Genomic DNA, 16,303 nt, shown 5'->3' with positions numbered 1-16,303 from the left:
GTACGACGTGTCGAGTCTAGTCGCGCCTCGAAGGCTAGCCGCGCACCTGACCCGCGCCCCGGACGACCCACTTGCTGCTCGTCAACTCCGGCAACCCCATGGGGCCGCGCGCGTGCAGCTTCTGGGTCGAGATTCCGACCTCGGCGCCGAAGCCGAACTCGCCGCCGTCGGTGAAGCGGGTGGAGGCGTTCACCATGACCACCGCGCTGTCGACCTCCGCCAGGAACCGCTCGGTGTTGCCGAGGTCGTTGGTGATGATCGACTCGGTGTGGTGGGTGGAGTACCGGTGGATGTGCTCCAGGGCGGCGTCGAGGTCGTCGACGACCCTCACCGAGATGTCGAGCGACATGTACTCGGTCGCCCAGTCGTCTTCCGTCGCCGGGACGGCGTCGGCGAAGAGCGCCCGGGCGCGTTCGTCGGCGTGGATCGTGACCCCCGCCTCGCGCAGGTCGGCCAGCACGCTCGGCAGGAGTCGCTCGGCCGCCCTCTCGTGGACGAGGAGGGTCTCGAGGGCGTTGCAGACGCTCGGGCGCTGCACCTTGGCGTTGTGGACGATGTCGACGGCCCACTGGGCGTCCGCCGACTCGTCGAGGAAGACGTGGACCACGCCGGCACCGGTCTCGATCACGGGCACCTTCGACTCGCGGACGACCGTGTCGATGAGCTGGGCACTGCCGCGAGGGATGAGCACGTCGACGAGGCCGCGCGCCCGCATCAGCTCGGTCGCGCCGCGTCGGCCGAACTCGTCGATGGTCTGGACGGCGTCGCGTGGGAGACCGACGCTCGCCAGAGCATCCTGCAGGATCTCGACCAGCACCGCGTTGGTCTGTTCGGCCGCGCTGCCGCCCCGGAGCACGACGGCGTTGCCGCTCTTGAGGGCGAGCGCGGCGATGTCGACGGTCACGTTGGGGCGGGCCTCGTAGATCGCTCCGACCACGCCGAACGGCACGCGCACCTGCGTCAGGTGCAGCCCGTTGGGCAGGATCTTGCCGCGCAGGGATTCGCCGACCGGGTCGACGAGCGTGGAGATGAGTTCCGTCGCCGTGGCGAGCCCCTCGAGGCGCGACTCGTCGAGGCGCAACCGATCGAGCAGACCATCGCTCAGGGCGTTCTCGCGCCCCGGGTCAGGTCGAGAGCGTTGGCCGCGATGATGCGGCTGGTGTTCGATCGGAGAGCCTCGGCGATCGCGTGCAGACCGCGATTCTTGGCGTCGGCGGTGACGGTGGCGAGCTGTCGCGATGCGGCGCCCGAACGCTCGAACTTCGCGACGAGATCCGGCTGCAGGGCATCGGTGTCTGGCGTGGCCACATCGGTGATCGACATGCACCGATTGTAGTCGCGCGCCCGAAATCGAAGGGGATTCTCTCGTGCCTGCACACGTGAGGCGGATGCAGGCCGCACCTCCCGAGAATCCCCTTCGATTTCCGGTGGGGGCCTGCGGGCAGGGCGCGGGCAGCCCAGCTCAGCCGCGGAGCGCCACCCGGGCCTCGAACCAGGTGCCGATGTCGGCGCCGGAGAGCGCCGCGGCCACCTGAGGCGTCGACGTGACGAGCACCGGCGTGCCGGCCTCCGTCGCGAGCCGGGCGGCGGCGACCTTGGTGCCGGCTCCCCCTGTGCCGACGCCGGCGACGCCGGCCTCGCCGAACGTCACGCCCTCCAGCTCGTCGCCGAAGGGCACCTCGGAGATCTTGATGGCGCCCGCCTCGTGCGGCGGCCGCGTGTAGAGCGCGTCGACGTCGGACAGCAGCACGAGGAGGTCGGCCTCGACGAGCTGCGATACCAGGGCCGCAAGCCGGTCGTTGTCTCCGAACCGGATCTCGTGCGTCGCCACGGTGTCGTTCTCGTTGACGATCGGCAGGATGCGCAGCTTGAGCAGGCGTTCCATCGCGCGCTGGGCGTTCGAGCGATGCGTCGGGTTGTCGATGTCGCTCGCTGTGAGAAGCACCTGCCCGGCCACGATGTGGAAGCGGCGAAGGCTCTCCTGGTAGCGGTAGACGAGGAGGTTCTGGCCGACGGCGGCCGCCGCCTGCTGGGTGGCGAGGTCGGTCGGGCGGGAGTCGAGCTTGAGATAGGGCATGCCGGTCGCGATCGCCCCCGAGGAGACCAGGATCACCTCGGCGCCGCGAGCATAGGTCGCTGCCAGCGCATCGACGAGCGGGCCGATCTGGTCGGCGTTGGGGCCGGAGATCGACGACGAACCCACCTTGACGACCACGCGCCGAGCCCGCGGGATGTCGGCGCGCGACTGGACGGCCCCGCCGGCCAGGGTCACGGGCCTCGTCCGAGGATGTGCCGTGTCGGTCTCGATCTCGGCGTCGGCGCTGCTCACTCTTTCTCGTCGTCCTCTCCCGCGTCGGACGCGGCGCCCTCGCGCACAGCGGGGTCGACCTCGAAGCCGTCGTCGTCGGTCCAGAGGCCGGCTGCGCGCTCGCGCATGAGCTCGGCGCGGGCATCGGCCTTGGCGTCCATGCGGGCGAAGTAGTCTTCGCGGCGTTCGTTGCGGGTCTGGCGCGACGACTGGTGCAGGCGCGGGTCGGTGCCGCGCGCGGAGGTCATCAGCTCGGCGGTCGAGGTGAGCGTGGGCTCCCAGTCGAAGACGATGCCGCCGGCACCGCCGATGACCACCGTGGAGCCGGCGACGGCCCCCGCCTTGAACAGACGGTCTTCGACGCCGAGCTTGTTGAGCCGGTCGGCCAGGTAGCCGACGGCCTCTTCGTTGTTGAAGTCGGTCTGGAGCACCCAGCGCTCCGGCTTGGCGCCCCGGATGCGGTAGACGTTGCCGTAGGTGCCGCCTTCGACGAGCACCTCGAACTTCGACTCGTTGACGGCCCGGGGGCGGATGACGATGCGCGGGCGGACCAGCTCTTCTGCCGCTTTGGCGGCACGGTCGGCCTCGACGACCTCGGCGAGGGCGAACGACAGTTCGCGAAGGCCCTCGTGCGAGACGGCGGAGATCTCGAAGACGCGGTAGCCGCGGCCCTCGAGATCGGCGCGGACGAAATCGGCCAGGTCGCGCGCCTCGGGGACGTCGATCTTGTTGAGCACGATCAGCTGCGGGCGCTCGAGCAGCGGCAGCTGCCCGGCGGGGACCGGGTAGGCGGCCAGCTCGGCTTGGATGACCTCGAGATCGGTGAGGGGGTCGCGGCCCGGCTCGAGCGTGGCGCAGTCGAGGACGTGCAGCAGCGCTGTGCAGCGCTCGACGTGGCGCAGGAACTCGAGGCCGAGACCCTTTCCTCGCTCGCGCCCTCGATGAGGCCGGGCACGTCGGCGACGGTGAAGCGGGTCGCCCCCGACTCGACGACGCCGAGGTTCGGGTGCAGCGTCGTGAAGGGGTAGTCGGCGATCTTCGGCTTGGCGGCCGAGATCGCGGCGACGAGGCTGGATTTTCCGGCCGACGGGTAGCCGACCAGAGCGACATCGGCGACGACTTTGAGCTCGAGTTGCACGTCGCCCTGCCATCCGGGCGTGCCGAGCAGGGCGAATCCGGGAGCCTTGCGCTTGGTGCTGGAGAGCGCCGCATTGCCGAGGCCGCCGATGCCTCCCTCGGCGACGACGTAGCGGAGACCGGGCTCGTTCATGTCGATGAGTTCGTTGCCGTCTTCGTCGGAGACGACGGTGCCGACCGGGACCTGGAGCTCGATCTCGTCGCCGTTGTTGCCCGAGCGGTGGTCGCCCATGCCGGGGCCGCCGTTGGGGCTGGTGCGGTGCGGATTGCGATGGAACCCGAGAAGGGTCGTGACACCGGTGTCGCTGACGAGGACGATGTCGCCGCCGTGACCGCCGTTGCCGCCATCGGGGCCGGCGAGGGGTTTGAACTTCTCCCGCTTGACCGAGACGCAGCCGTTGCCGCCGTTGCCCGCCTTGAGGTGGAGCGACACTTGGTCGACGAATGTGGCCATGGGGAGATTTTCTCAGACTGTTGGTGGATCAAAAAGCGGGCGGCTCCGAAGAGCCGCCCGCCTCGAAAAAGTGTTACGCGTCGGCGGAGACGATGTTGACGACCTTGCGGCCGCCTTTCGCACCGAACTCGACCGCGCCCGCGGCGAGGGCGAACAGGGTGTCGTCGCCACCACGACCGACGTTCACGCCGGGGTGGAAGTGGGTGCCGCGCTGGCGGACGAGGATCTCGCCCGCGAGAACGACCTGACCGCCGAACCGCTTCACGCCGAGGCGCTGCGCGTTCGAGTCGCGGCCGTTACGAGTGGAGCTTGCGCCCTTCTTGTGTGCCATTAGTCGTCAGCTCTCTTACTTGGTCGTGATCGAGGTGATCTTGACGCGGGTCAGGTCGGCACGGAACCCCATGCGACGCTTGTACCCGGTCTTGTTCTTGTAGTTCTGGATCACGATCTTCGGGCCGCGGAGGTCGTTCAGGACCTCACCCTCGACGGTGACCTTGGCGAGGTCGGCACCGGACAGGATCGTGTCGCCGTCGACGTGCAGGACGGGAACGAACGAAACGGTGTCGGACTCGGACGCCTTGAGACGATCGACGGTCAGGACAGTGCCGACCTCGACGCGCTCTTGACGCCCACCGGCGCGCACGATTGCGAATGCCATGGGTAACTCCTTCGGTGGCCTGCTCGCGACTTCTCGACGGAAAGGGCCTGACTGGTGTGAATGCTCTGCCTGGTGTGAATGCACTGCCTGGTGTGAATGCTCTCCCGGCCGCTGTTCGCAGCCCGAGAGGGAAGTCTGGATCGCGCGCCGAATGTGCGCGCACCAAAGCACGAGACTACCGGGCCGCTCGAGCCCAGTCAAACGTCTGCGGGTAGGCTTCGCCCGTGACTGTCCTCATCGACGAGCCCATCTGGCCGGCTCACGACACCGTGTGGTCGCACCTCGTCAGCGATTCGTCCTACGACGAGCTCCATGCGTTCGCAGCCCGGCAGGGTCTCCCCCGTCGCGCATTCGACCACGACCACTACGACGTCCCGGCAGCCCGCTACGACGAGCTCGTGGCCGCGGGGGCGACGCCGGTCGGCGGCAAGGAGCTGGCCGTTCGCCTCGAGGCGAGCGGACTCCGCGTCCCGCAGTGGCGCAAACGCTCTCCCACCGCCCCCTGACGGGAGACACACCCTAGTCGCGCTCGCCAGGCGGTGCGTAGATCGAGATCGGTGGTTCCAGCGGTGGCACGACGGGCGCGACGGGGTCGTCTTCCGGTACCGTCGGGGTGGTTTCGGCGGGAGTCTCGGCGACCGGATCGCCCGCGGGCGCGTCGACCGCGCGATCCTGGTCGCCCGAAGGGCTCTGCCGACCGAGCCAGAGCCACGCCACGACGGATCCCGCGACGAGGACCGCGGTGAGCTGCACTCCTGCGGCCAGCGGGATGAAGACCACCCAGAGCAGGATCACGACGCCGTCGCCGCTCGACATGGCGTTCGCCGTGCCCGTCACGATTCCGACGAGTGCGAGCACGACGGTGGCGGCGGCCCCGGCGAGCGCTGCCCGCCCCAGGATCGTCGACAGCGGCGACTGGCGCAGGATCGGGAACACCAGCGCCAGCGCGACGAACGCGGCCAGATAGAACGGGAACGGGTACAGCACCAGCGAGCCGACGAAGAGGCCGATCGGCGACGACAGGAATCCGTTGGAGTAGAACGCCGGGTCGTAGTCGATCGCGTTGCCGAGCAGTTGGACGAATGCGACAGCGAACTTCACGACGATGAGTCCGCCGACCGCGATCGCGGCGGTGACCACGGTGTCGCGACTCGGCCGGGCGGAGAAGAACCTCGGGGTTTCTTCGGCCCACGCGGGGCGTGCGGCACGGAAGACCCCGCGGGCGGCGTCTTCGTCGTCACGGCTGCTCTTCTCTGTCGCTGGCCCCGCGGGGCGTCCTCGTGGCTAGAGGTCGTCGGACGATACTCCCACGCCGAGGATGAAGGGGCCCGCCTCGGCATCGCCGTCGGTCGCAGCGGCGGGAGCCGAGGCCGTCCCGGTGGACGAGGCGCGGCGGGACCGATTGCGTCCTTGACCGGGCTGCTTGGGTTCGGGGAGCGCCCCCAGCACGGAGTCGAGGATCTGCTCGGCGTCGTGGGTGCTCAGCCGGCGCGGAGCGCGCTCGACCTTGGCGACGGGGATGTCGAGGATCGCGACGGTGGCCTCGGGCTGCGTCACGGTGGCCTGCGACCGGCGGGAGGTCTTCGACGACGCGGCCTCGGCAGGCGCCTCCGCCGGGGCGACGGCCGCGGACTCTGCGGCGGCCGGAGCCTCTGCAGCCGAAGCGGCGCGCTTCTCGGCCGGAGTCTTCGCCGTGGCCTTCGCGGGTGCCGACACCGGGATGTCGATCAGCGTGACGGTGTCGGGCGCCTCCGTGACGTTCTCGGCGGCCGTCGAGGCCGTCGAGGCCGACGCGCGGCGACCGCGACCTCGACGCGAGCGCCCGGACGCCGGAGCGTCGTCGGACGGGGAGGCGGTCTCGGCGGAAGCCGGCGCGGAGTCGGCGGACGCGGCGACCGCGTCGATGGCGGCCTCGACGGCGGCGGCGGTCTCGGACGCGTTGGGCGCGGTGCCGTCGGCGTGCGGGACCGTCGAGGCCGCGATCTTGGCCAGGGCGTTCTTGACGTCGTCGGTGATCGCGTGGATCGTGCCGGTGGCGGGGTGCGCCTCGTTGCTGCGCGGCGACTGAGGTCGACCGTTGCCGCCCCCGTTGCCGTTCGACGCCTTGGCGCGGCGGCGCTCCTGCGACTTCTGGCGGTTCTGCTGCTGCTGCTCTTGCGCCTGCTGACGGTCGACACCGATCTCTTGGAAGGATTCCATGAGGCCGAGGCCGAGCTTCTTGCGGGTCATCTGGATCAGGCCGAGCGAGGTGACCTCGGCGACCTGGTGCTTGGTGCGGTCGCGACTCAGGCACTCGACGAGGCGGCGGAGCACGAGGTCGCGGTTCGACTCGAGCACCATGTCGATGAAGTCGACGACGATGATGCCGCCGATGTCGCGGAGGCGGAGCTGACGGACCAGTTCTTCGGCCGCCTCGAGGTTGTTCTTGGTGACCGTCTCTTCGAGGTTTCCGCCCGAGCCGACGAACTTGCCCGTGTTGACGTCGACGACCGTCATCGCCTCGGTGCGGTCGATGATCAGCGAACCGCCCGACGGCAGCCAGACCTTGCGGTCGAGCGCTTTGTCGATCTGTTCGTTGAGACGGAATTCGTCGAACGAGTCTTTGTCGCCCTCGTACGCGCTGACGCGGTCGAGGAGGTCGGGGGCGACGGCGGTGAGGTACTGCTCGATGGTCTCGCGAGCCTCGTCGCCGTCGATGACCAGCTGGTGGAAGTCTTCGTTGAAGACGTCGCGGACGATCTTGATGAGCAGGTCGGGCTCCGAGTGGAGCAGCGCCGGGGCGTTGCACGCCTCGACCTTCTTCGAGATGTCGGCCCACTGGTTGAGCAGGCGCTTGACGTCGAGGGTCAGCTGCTCTTCGGTGGCGCCCTCGGCCGCGGTGCGGACGATCACGCCGGTGTTCTCGGGCAGAGCCTCTTTGAGGATCTTCTTCAGGCGCGCGCGCTCGGTGTCGGGGAGCTTGCGACTGATGCCGTTCATCGAACCGTTCGGCACGTAGACGAGGAAGCGGCCGGGGAGCGAGATCTGGCTGGTGAGGCGGGCGCCCTTGTGGCCGACCGGATCTTTGGTGACCTGGACCAGCACGCGGTCGCCCGGCTTCAGCGCCAGCTCGATGCGGCGCGGCTGGTTGCCGTGCTCGACGTTGTCCCAGTCGACCTCGCCGGAGTAGAGGACGGCGTTTCGCCCGCGCCCGATGTCGACGAAGGCGGCCTCCATCGAGGGAAGGACGTTCTGCACGCGACCGAGGTAGACGTTGCCGATCAGCGAGACGTTCTGCGACTTGGCGACGTAGTGCTCTGCGAGGATTCCGTCTTCGAGGACACCGATCTGGATGCTGTCGCCCTGCGAGCGGACGATCATCTTGCGGTCGACGCTCTCACGGCGGGCCAGGAACTCGGCCTCGGTGACGACGGGACGACGGCGCCCCGCGTCGCGGCCGTCGCGGCGGCGCTGCTTCTTCGCCTCGAGGCGCGTGGAGCCCTTGACCCTCTGCGGCTCGGTGATGAGTTCGGGCTCGGGGCGCTCGCGCGGCTCGCGACCGGCTCGGCTCCGCGTGCGCGACGAGGTGACCTCGCCCGAGGAGTCGTCGGAGCGGCCGGAGCGCTGACGCGAGCGACGGCGCTGCGAGCCGCCGTCGTGATCGCCGTCTTCGTCGTCGTCGTCGCGCTCGGAGCGGGCCGGCAGGGGTGCGATCTCGGGTGCGTGGAAGATCAGGCTCGTCGTCGTGAGGGGCGACTCGAACGGCGATGTCGGAGCCGACGGGGCGACGGGCGTCGAATCGGCCTCGTCGCGCTCGAGCGCCTCCGTGTCGATCAAGCTTTCGGGGGTGGTTGAAGCGGGCACCGGGGTGCCGTTCTCGTTCGTCACGGCGGGGGCCTCCTGAGGCACGACTGGTTCGGCGGCCGGGGCGGCAGGCGCCTCTTCGGCTCGCGGAAGGATGGGAGAAGCTGCGGCCTCGGGCTGCGGTGCCTGCTGACGCGACCGGAATCCGGCGAACAAGCGGCTTCTTCTCTTGGGACTGTTTTCGTTCTTCTCCACCATCGCTGGTGCAACTCCTCGCCCCGGCCTGCGGCTGGGCCCCTAAGAAACCGGGCCACCGCCGGGAAATCATGTGCGCGGATCACGGGTGCGCAGGCCCTGCCTGCGCGACCTCGCCGACTCGCGAAATCTGTGCTGCCACGTGCGGCCGTCTGGCCCCGTGGAAAATCTGTCCGATCACCGATCCGCAGCGCCTTGTATGCGCTTCGTCCGGAAAGCTTGCCCGGCTCTCACCCTGGGACTGTTCCGATTATCGCACGGGTTGCCCCCGGACGCTGATTCGGAGCGTGTCATAATCCGGGGGTGTCGTTACAAACCACCGGTAAGAAGCCTGTCCTCACCGCGGTCCTGCTGATTGTGGCGGGAGTGATCGGCTTCTACGGTTCGTTCAAGCTCGTGGTCGAGAAGTACGATCTGCTCGAGCACCCGACGAAGGCTCTGAGCTGCGACATCAACCCGTTCGTGTCCTGCTCGACCGTCATCGACAGCTGGCAGTCGCACCTGTTCGGCTTCCCGAACCCGATCCTCGGCGTCGCGGGTTTCGTTGCCCCGATCGCGGTGGGCATCTCGATCCTGGCCGGTGCGCGCTTCGCCCGCTGGTACTGGATCGCCTTCAACGCCGGCCTGTTCCTGGCCTGGGTGTTCGTCACCTGGCTGTTCACCCAGACCGTGTTCGCCATCGGCGCGCTCTGCCCCTGGTGCATGCTCGTGTGGTCGGCCACGATCCCGCTGTTCTGGATCTTCACCGTGTGGAACCTGGCCAACGGCCACGTCACGCGCAACGCGACGCTCCAGCGGCGCATGCGCGCGTTCCTTCCCTATTCCTGGGTGATCGTGTTGATCAACTACCTGATCATCGTGATCATCATCCTGAAGCACTTCCCCTGCTCATCTCGGCCCTCTTCGGCTGATCCCGACCGACGAAGCCCGGCGCGGCGATCCTGAAGGTCACCGGGGTGTCTTCCCAGGAAATCCATGACACGTCATCGTAGGGTCCAGCCGGAGCGGGGCCGCGGCTACGCTCGTAGACGACAGTCGATGCCCAGCAGATCCGAGGACAAATGACCCCGCCCCCAGACAACGGCCAGAGCAAGCGCGACCGGCGCGAGGAAGCCCGTGAGAAGGCCAGAATCGCGCGCGAGGCGGCTGCCCGCAAGCACCGCCGCAACAGGTTCCTGATCCAGGGCGGGATCGGTGTCGGCATCCTCGCCGTCGCGGCCGTGGTCGTCCTCGTGATCGTCTCGTCGATCGCACCGGCGGCTCCCGGCCCCAAGAACATGGCCAGCGGCGGGATCCTGCTCCAGGGCAACGCCACCACGAGCAAGATCACCGCGGTGAAGACCGCTGCGGTCAAGGCCGGCGGGACGCCGAAGGCGACCGACCAGAAGAAGCTGACGAAAACCGTCAACATCACCACCTACATCGACTACCAGTGCCCGTACTGCAACCAGTTCGAGACCACGAACGAGGCGCAGATCAAGACATGGCTCGAAAAGGGCGCCGTCACGCTCGAGGTGCACCCGATCGCGATCCTCGACAGGTCGTCGAACGGAAAGAAGTATTCGACTCGCTCGGCCAACGCCGCCATGTGCGTGGCGAACTACCAGCCGACCGCCTTCCTCGCCGTGAACGCCTCGTTCTACAAGAACCAACCGGCGGAGGGCACGGACGGCCTGACCGACCAGAAACTCATCAGCCTGGTCAAGGCGGCCGGTGCGACGAACTCGAAGATCCCGTCGTGCATCACCGACAAGAAGTTCGAGTCGTTCGTGAGCAGCGAGACGAGCAGGGCGCTCTCCTCGAAGCTGCCGAACTCGACGATCGGCAAACTCAGCAGCACGCCCACGGTGATCGTCAACGGCAAGCAGTTCACCGGTGCTCCCACCGACGCCACGGCTTTCCAGTCGTTCGTCGCCAGCCAGGCCAGCAGCTGACCCGTCTTTCTGGACAAGACGAAATCGCCGCCCACCGTCGAAGGTGGGCGGCGAATTCACGTCAGGCGCGGATCGAACCGTGCGGCGTCAGCGTCAGCTGAACCAGAGACCCAGCTCGCGGGTCGCGCTCTCGACCGAGTCGCTTCCGTGCACGAGGTTCTGCTGCACCTTGAGCCCCCAGTCGCGGCCGAGGTCGCCGCGGATGGTGCCGGGCGCGGCGGCCGTCGGGTCGGTGGCGCCGGCCAAGGAGCGGAATCCGGCGATCACGCCGTTGCCCTCGACGCGGATGGCGACGATCGGGCCCGACTCCATGAACTCGACGAGCGGCTCGTAGAACGGCTTGCCCGCGTGCTCCTCGTAGTGAGCGGCGAGCAGGGCGCGATCGGCTTCGACGAGCTTGATGTCGACGAGGCCGTACCCTTTGGCCTCGATGCGGCGCAGGATCTCGCCGGTCAGGTTGCGGGCGACGCCGTCGGGCTTGACGAGGACCAGGGTTTCTTCGAGTTCGGACACGATGGCTCCTTTGTGGGGGTGAGGGTCGTTCGGAAGGGGTTCAGGACTGGTAGTCGCGGGGATCGAGCCCCGGGTTCTCGTCCATCCAGGCGCGGATCGCCGCGTTGCGGCGGTCGATCGTGACGCCCTTGTACAGGCAGAAGATCCAGATGGCGATGAAGATGGCTGCGACGACGTACATGAGGACGACGAGGATCCCGGTCAGGGCCAGCAGCACCTGGATGGCGCAGCCGAGGACGACGCCCCAGCGCTTGCCGAGCCCCAGGGCGGCGATGACCATGAGCACGACGAATCCGGCCCCGCCGATCAGCGCGACGGGCCAGGAGACGATGTGCGCGCCGGCCACGTTGAGGACCACGAAGAACAGGACGCAGGCCTCGAGCAGCAGCATGATCGACAGCAGGCTCTCGGTCAGGCCACGCTGACGTCGGGGCCTGCGCGTGCGCGGCGCGGCGGTGGACATGCTGTTCATTCCTCTTCGTCGTTCTCGCGGCCGAGGGCGATGACCTCGCCCACGAGCGTGATGGAGCCCGTCACGACGACGGCACCCTTCTCGGCCTCGTCGGCCAGATCGCGAGCGATCGACAGCGCGGAGACGACATTGGTCTCGACGGTGACCCGATCGGGCCCCACGAGACCGACGGCGATGGCTGCGAGCTCGTCGGCGTCGATGGCGCGCTCGGAGTCGGACTGCGTGATGACGAACTGCTCCACCGAGCCGGCGAGCGCCCGGATGATCCCGGCCGCGTCTTTGTCGGCGAGAATCGCGATCACGGCGACGACGCGGTCGAAGTCGAAGAACTCGCCGAGGGCCGTCGCCAGCGAGTGGGCTCCGTGCGGGTTGTGCGCGGCATCGACCAGGATCGTGGGATCGGTGCTCAGGATCTGCAGGCGGCCAGGTGACGAGGCATCGGCGAGCCCTGCCGTCAGGATGTCGACGTCGAGCGTCTGGCTGCCGTTGCCGAGGAACGACTCGACGGCGGCGATCGCGACAGCGGCGTTCTCCGCCTGGTGGCGGCCGAACAGCGGAAGCGGGAGATCGTCGTACTGGCCGGCGATGCCGCGCACGGAGATGAGCTGCCCGCCGACCGCCACGGCGTACTCGGTGACGCTGAAGCCCTCCCCCTCGACGACCAGAGTCGACTCGGTGAGCTCGGCGGCGCGCCGCAGTTCGGTCAGCGCCTCGGGCACCTGCTTCGCCGAGACGACGTTGGCCGCGGGCTTGATGATGCCCGACTTGGTCTTCGCGATCTCTTGCACGGTCGAGCCGAGGCGCTTGGTGTGATCGAGCGCGATCGGAGTGAAGACGGCGACCTGACCGTCGGCGACGTTCGTCGAGTCCCATTCACCGCCCATGCCCACCTCGAGGACCACGACGTCGACGGGAGCGTCGGCGAACGACGCGAACGCCAGCACCGTGAGCGCCTCGAAGTAGGTGAGGGGCTCTTCGGCTGCGGCCAGCAGTTCGGTGTCGACCATCAGCAGGTACGGCTGGATGTCGGCCCAGTTGGCGGCGAGCGCGGCGTCGGAGATCGGCGCCCCGTCGATGACGATCCGCTCGTTGACCGTGACGAGGTGCGGGCTGGTCATGAGGCCGGTGCGGAGCCCGTAGGCGCGCAGGATGCTCTCGATCATGCGGCTCGTCGACGTCTTGCCGTTCGTGCCGGTGATGTGGATCACGGGGTAGCTGTGGTGCGGGTCGCCGAGGAGCTCGACGGCCCGACGGGTCGCCCCGAGGCGCGGCTGAGGGGCGTTCTCGCCGATCCTGCTCAAGAGCTCCTCGTAGACCGTGCGCGCGGCGAGGGCGTCCGCGGAGAGGTCTTCTCGGGCGACCGGCTTCTCGTCGTCGCGGTCGTCGCGATCGCGCTCGTCGTCGTCGCCCATCGCGGCGAAGTCGCCGAAGTCGTCACGGGTTCCGAAGACGTCGGGCAGGGCGCCCGGGTCGAAGTCGTCGTCGCCGTCGTTGTCGGGCCGGTTGTCGGTGGGGTCACTCATGGCGCTGTACCTGAACTGTCACGGCGGACCCGGAGCCGACCGCGACGGCGTCGGCCGCCGCTTCGGTCGCGAGGTCCACCTCGAGGTGGGTGGTGAGCGTCTCGCTCATGATGAGGTCGCGGTGGGTCTCGACGGCGGCCTCGGCCACGGGGTCGACGCCCAGGGCGAGTCGGATCCGGTCGCTGACGTCGAGATCGGCTGTCTTGCGAGCCTGCTGGACGGCGCGGATCACGTCGCGGGCCAGACCCTCCGCCTCGAGCTCGGGCGTGGTCGCCGTATCGAGCAGCACGAAGCCGCCGTCGCCGACGAACGCGATGGCGCTGGTGTCGTCGGCCACGGTCAATTCGAGCGAGAACTCACCGGGCAGCAGCTCGATGCCGCCGACGATCACGTTGTCGCCCGCCGCGGTCCAGTCGCCCTTCTTCGAGGCGGGGATGACCTGCTGGACCTGCTTGCCGATGCGCGGGCCGGCGGCGCGCGCGTTGACGGTCAGCTTGCGGGTCACGCCGTAGTCTCCGAGGCTCTCCTCGGTGAGCTCGGCGAACGTCACGTCTTTCACGTTGAGCTCGTCGCGCAGGATGCCCTGGAACGGAACCAGGCCGGCAGGATCCGCGGACACGACCGTGATCGAGGCGAGCGGCAGCCGCACCCGGTTGCCGGTGGCCTTGCGCAGGGCGAGGCCGGACGACGCGATGTCGCGCACGCGGTCCATGGCGTCGACGAGCGCGTCGTCGGCCGGGAAGGCCTGCGCGTCGGGCCAGTCGGTCAGGTGCACGCTGCGGCCGCCCGTGAGGCCCTGCCAGACCTCTTCGGTGACGAGCGGCGCCAGCGGCGCTGCGACGCGCGTCACGGTCTCGAGCACCGTGTACAGCGTGTCGAAGGCGTCGCGGTCGGAGCCTTCCCAGAAGCGGTCGCGCGACCGACGGACGTACCAGTTCGTCAGCACGTCGGCGAAGTCGCGGAGCTTCGCGGTGGCGAGCGGCGAGTCGAGCGCCTCGAGGTCGGCGGCGACGTCGTCGACCAGCTGACGCGTCCTGGCGAGCAGGTAGCGGTCGAGGACGTCGGCCGAGTCGGTGCGCCAGGTGGCCTCGTAGCCCTTGCTGTACAGCGTGAAGAAGTAGTACGTGCTCCACAGAGGCAGCAGGAACTGGCGCACCGACTCGCGGATACCCTCCTCGGTGACGATGAGATTGCCGCCGCGGATCACGCTGGACGACATCAGGAACCAGCGCATCGCGTCGGCGCCGTCGCGGTCGAAGACCTCGTTGACGTTCGGGTAGTTACGCAGGCTCTTCGACATCTTCTGGCCGTCGGAGCCCAGGACGATGCCGTGACTGATGACGTTCGAGAAGGCCGGCCGGTCGAAGAGCGGCGTCGAGAGGGCGTGCATCACATAGAACCAGCCGCGTGTCTGACCGATGTACTCGACGATGAAGTCGGCGGGGCTGTGACTGTCGAACCACTCCTCGTTCTCGAACGGGTAGTGGACCTGAGCGAACGGCATCGACCCGGAGTCGAACCAGACGTCGAACACGTCTTCGATCCGCTTCATGGTCGAGCGCCCGGTCGGGTCGTCCGGGTTCGGGCGTGTGAGCTCGTCGATGAACGGGCGATGCAGGTCGGTCTCGCCGTCGGCGTTCACGGGGAGGCGGCCGAAGTCACGCTCGAGTTCGGCCAGGGAGCCGTACACGTCGACACGCGGGTACTCGGGGTCGTCGCTCCGCCAGACCGGGATCGGCGATCCCCAGTACCGGTTGCGCGAGACAGACCAGTCGCGGGCGTTCTGGACCCACTTGCCGAACTGGCCGTCCTTCACGTTCTCGGGGACCCAGGTGATCTCCTGGTTCAGCTCGACCATGCGGTCGCGGTACTCGGTGACGCGGACGAACCAGCTCGACACGGCCTTGTAGATCAGGGGTTCCGGCAGCGCCAGCAGTGCGGGTAGCTGTGCTCGTAGCTCGCCTGGCGCAGGAGGCGTCCGTCGTCGCGGAGCTTCTGCGTGAGCGGCTTGTTGGCGTCGAAGACCTGCAGGCCGGCGACGTCTCCGAACATCGGCAGGAACCGGCCGCCGTCGTCGACGGAGATCAGCACCGGGATGCCGGCCGCGGCGCAGACCAGTTGGTCGTCCTCGCCGTAGGCGGGAGCCTGGTGCACGATGCCGGTGCCCTCGCCGGTGGCGACGTACTCGGCGACGAGCAGGCGCCAGGCGTTCTCGGTGCCCCACTTCTCGGTGTCGGCGTAGTGGTCCCAGAGGCGGGCGTACTCGACGCCCTCCAGCTCGCGGCCTGTGATCGTCGAGGTCACCGCGGCAAGAGCCTCGGCAGGATCGGCGTAGCCCAGGTCTTTCGCGTAGGCCGCGAGGGTGTCGGTGGCCAGCAGGTACGACGCGACGCCCTCTTCGGAGCCGTCCGAGGCGCCGAGCGGGCCGGACGGCACGACGGAGTACTCGATGTCGGGTCCGACGGCGAGCGCGAGGTTCGTCGGAAGGGTCCACGGCGTCGTCGTCCAGGCCAGCGCCTTGACGGCGGTGAGGCCGAGCGCCTCGGCCTTCGCCCCGTCGAGCGGGAAGGTGACGGTCACCGTCTGGTCTTGGCGCATCTTGTAGACGTCGTCGTCCATGCGGAGCTCATGGTTCGACAGCGGTGTCTCGTCGTGCCAGCAGTAGGGCAGCACGCGGAACCCCTCGTAGGCGAGGCCCTTGTCGTAGAGCGTCTTGAAGGCCCAGAGGACGCTCTCCATGAAGGTCGTGTCGAGCGTCTTGTAGTCGTTCTCGAAGTCGACCCAGCGCGCCTGGCGGGTGACGTACTCCTGCCACTCGCCGGTGTACTCCAGCACCGACTTCCGGGCCGCCGCGTTGAACTCGGCGATGCCCATGTCGTCGATCTCGTGCTTCTCGGTGATGCCGAGCTGGCGCATCGCCTCGAGCTCGGCGGGAAGGCCGTGGGTGTCCCAGCCGAAGCGGCGGTGCACCTGCTTGCCCCGCATCGTCTGGAAGCGCGGGAAGACGTCTTTGGCGTAGCCGGTCAGCAGATGACCGTAGTGCGGCAGGCCGTTCGCGAAGGGCGGGCCGTCGTAGAAGACCCACTCGTCGCAGCCCTCGCGGTTGCGGATCGACTCGCGGAAGGTGTCGTCGCCCCTCCAGAACGCGAGGATGCCCGTCTCGACGTCGGGAAAATTCGGTGAGGCGGGAACGCTTCGAGTGACCATCAGTTCTCCAGTGCAGGTGCCGCTATCGCACGCTTCTTGCACGAGGACGGCCACCGAAT

The 16,303-nt window shown here is 68.5% G+C and carries 13 protein-coding genes and 2 pseudogenes; 3 read left to right on the top strand and 12 right to left on the bottom strand.

Annotation, left to right across the window (positions count from 1 at the left end):
- Positions 1-34: 34 nt before the first annotated feature.
- The 5 genes and pseudogenes from QUE79_RS10960 to rplU form a co-directional block, all read right to left on the bottom strand.
- Positions 35-1,323: pseudogene (locus QUE79_RS10960) on the bottom strand (glutamate-5-semialdehyde dehydrogenase).
- 139 nt (positions 1,324-1,462) lie between these two features.
- Positions 1,463-2,266, bottom strand: a complete 804-nt coding sequence (gene proB / locus QUE79_RS10955; protein ID WP_286346696.1) for a glutamate 5-kinase — start codon at positions 2,264-2,266, stop codon at positions 1,463-1,465.
- A 59-nt stretch (positions 2,267-2,325) separates the two neighbouring features.
- A pseudogene (obgE, locus tag QUE79_RS10950) lies at positions 2,326-3,899 on the bottom strand (GTPase ObgE).
- 73 nt (positions 3,900-3,972) lie between these two features.
- On the bottom strand, positions 3,973-4,230 hold the full coding sequence (gene rpmA, locus QUE79_RS10945) for a 50S ribosomal protein L27 (protein ID WP_286343155.1): 258 nt from the start codon (positions 4,228-4,230) through the stop codon (positions 3,973-3,975).
- Between the two features lie 15 nt (positions 4,231-4,245).
- Complete coding sequence (gene rplU, locus QUE79_RS10940; RefSeq protein WP_286343154.1) at positions 4,246-4,557, bottom strand: 50S ribosomal protein L21; 312 nt, start codon at positions 4,555-4,557, stop codon at positions 4,246-4,248.
- Between the two features lie 224 nt (positions 4,558-4,781).
- Here rplU and QUE79_RS10935 point away from each other — a divergent pair, with 224 nt between their 5' ends.
- Positions 4,782-5,063 (top strand): DUF4031 domain-containing protein, encoded by a 282-nt coding sequence (locus QUE79_RS10935; RefSeq protein ID WP_286343153.1) that lies wholly within the window; start codon positions 4,782-4,784, stop codon positions 5,061-5,063.
- Between the two features lie 13 nt (positions 5,064-5,076).
- Here QUE79_RS10935 and QUE79_RS10930 read toward each other — a convergent pair whose 3' ends face one another.
- Positions 5,077-5,697 (bottom strand): hypothetical protein, encoded by a 621-nt coding sequence (locus tag QUE79_RS10930; RefSeq protein ID WP_286343152.1) that lies wholly within the window; start codon positions 5,695-5,697, stop codon positions 5,077-5,079.
- Between the two features lie 144 nt (positions 5,698-5,841).
- Positions 5,842-8,598 (bottom strand): Rne/Rng family ribonuclease, encoded by a 2,757-nt coding sequence (locus tag QUE79_RS10925; RefSeq protein ID WP_286343151.1) that lies wholly within the window; start codon positions 8,596-8,598, stop codon positions 5,842-5,844.
- Between the two features lie 300 nt (positions 8,599-8,898).
- Here QUE79_RS10925 and QUE79_RS10920 point away from each other — a divergent pair, with 300 nt between their 5' ends.
- Both QUE79_RS10920 and QUE79_RS10915 read left to right on the top strand, forming a co-directional pair.
- A complete protein-coding gene (locus QUE79_RS10920; protein ID WP_286343150.1) occupies positions 8,899-9,540 on the top strand; it encodes a vitamin K epoxide reductase family protein in 642 nt (213 codons plus the stop codon).
- A 116-nt stretch (positions 9,541-9,656) separates the two neighbouring features.
- Positions 9,657-10,529: a DsbA family protein gene (locus QUE79_RS10915; protein WP_286343149.1), complete on the top strand. Its 873-nt coding sequence runs from the start codon at positions 9,657-9,659 to the stop codon at positions 10,527-10,529.
- Between the two features lie 93 nt (positions 10,530-10,622).
- On the opposite strand, the gene ndk is transcribed toward QUE79_RS10915, so the two are convergent.
- The 5 genes from ndk to QUE79_RS25505 are packed head-to-tail and all read right to left on the bottom strand — an operon-like array spanning position 10,623 to position 16,244.
- Positions 10,623-11,045 (bottom strand): nucleoside-diphosphate kinase, encoded by a 423-nt coding sequence (gene ndk / locus QUE79_RS10910; protein WP_286346695.1) that lies wholly within the window; start codon positions 11,043-11,045, stop codon positions 10,623-10,625.
- Between the two features lie 37 nt (positions 11,046-11,082).
- Entirely contained in the window at positions 11,083-11,505 is a 423-nt protein-coding gene (locus QUE79_RS10905) for a DUF4233 domain-containing protein (protein ID WP_286343148.1), read from the bottom strand.
- 5 nt (positions 11,506-11,510) lie between these two features.
- Positions 11,511-13,037, bottom strand: a complete 1,527-nt coding sequence (locus QUE79_RS10900) for a bifunctional folylpolyglutamate synthase/dihydrofolate synthase (RefSeq protein ID WP_286343147.1) — start codon at positions 13,035-13,037, stop codon at positions 11,511-11,513.
- The gene (locus QUE79_RS25510) at positions 13,030-14,964 is read right to left on the bottom strand and encodes a class I tRNA ligase family protein (protein WP_350271695.1); all 1,935 of its coding nucleotides are present in this window, start codon (positions 14,962-14,964) and stop codon (positions 13,030-13,032) included. The genes QUE79_RS10900 and QUE79_RS25510 overlap by 8 nt, the downstream gene beginning before the upstream one ends.
- Complete coding sequence (locus QUE79_RS25505) at positions 14,949-16,244, bottom strand: class I tRNA ligase family protein (protein ID WP_350271684.1); 1,296 nt, start codon at positions 16,242-16,244, stop codon at positions 14,949-14,951. The genes QUE79_RS25510 and QUE79_RS25505 overlap by 16 nt, the downstream gene beginning before the upstream one ends.
- Between the last annotated feature and the right edge of the window lie 59 nt (positions 16,245-16,303).

The organism is Frondihabitans sucicola (genome assembly GCF_030296615.1).
GTDB lineage: Bacteria > Actinomycetota > Actinomycetes > Actinomycetales > Microbacteriaceae > Frondihabitans > Frondihabitans sucicola.
The sequence above is the reverse complement of the archived record's forward strand: the minus strand, read 5'-3'. Positions and strand labels throughout refer to the sequence as shown.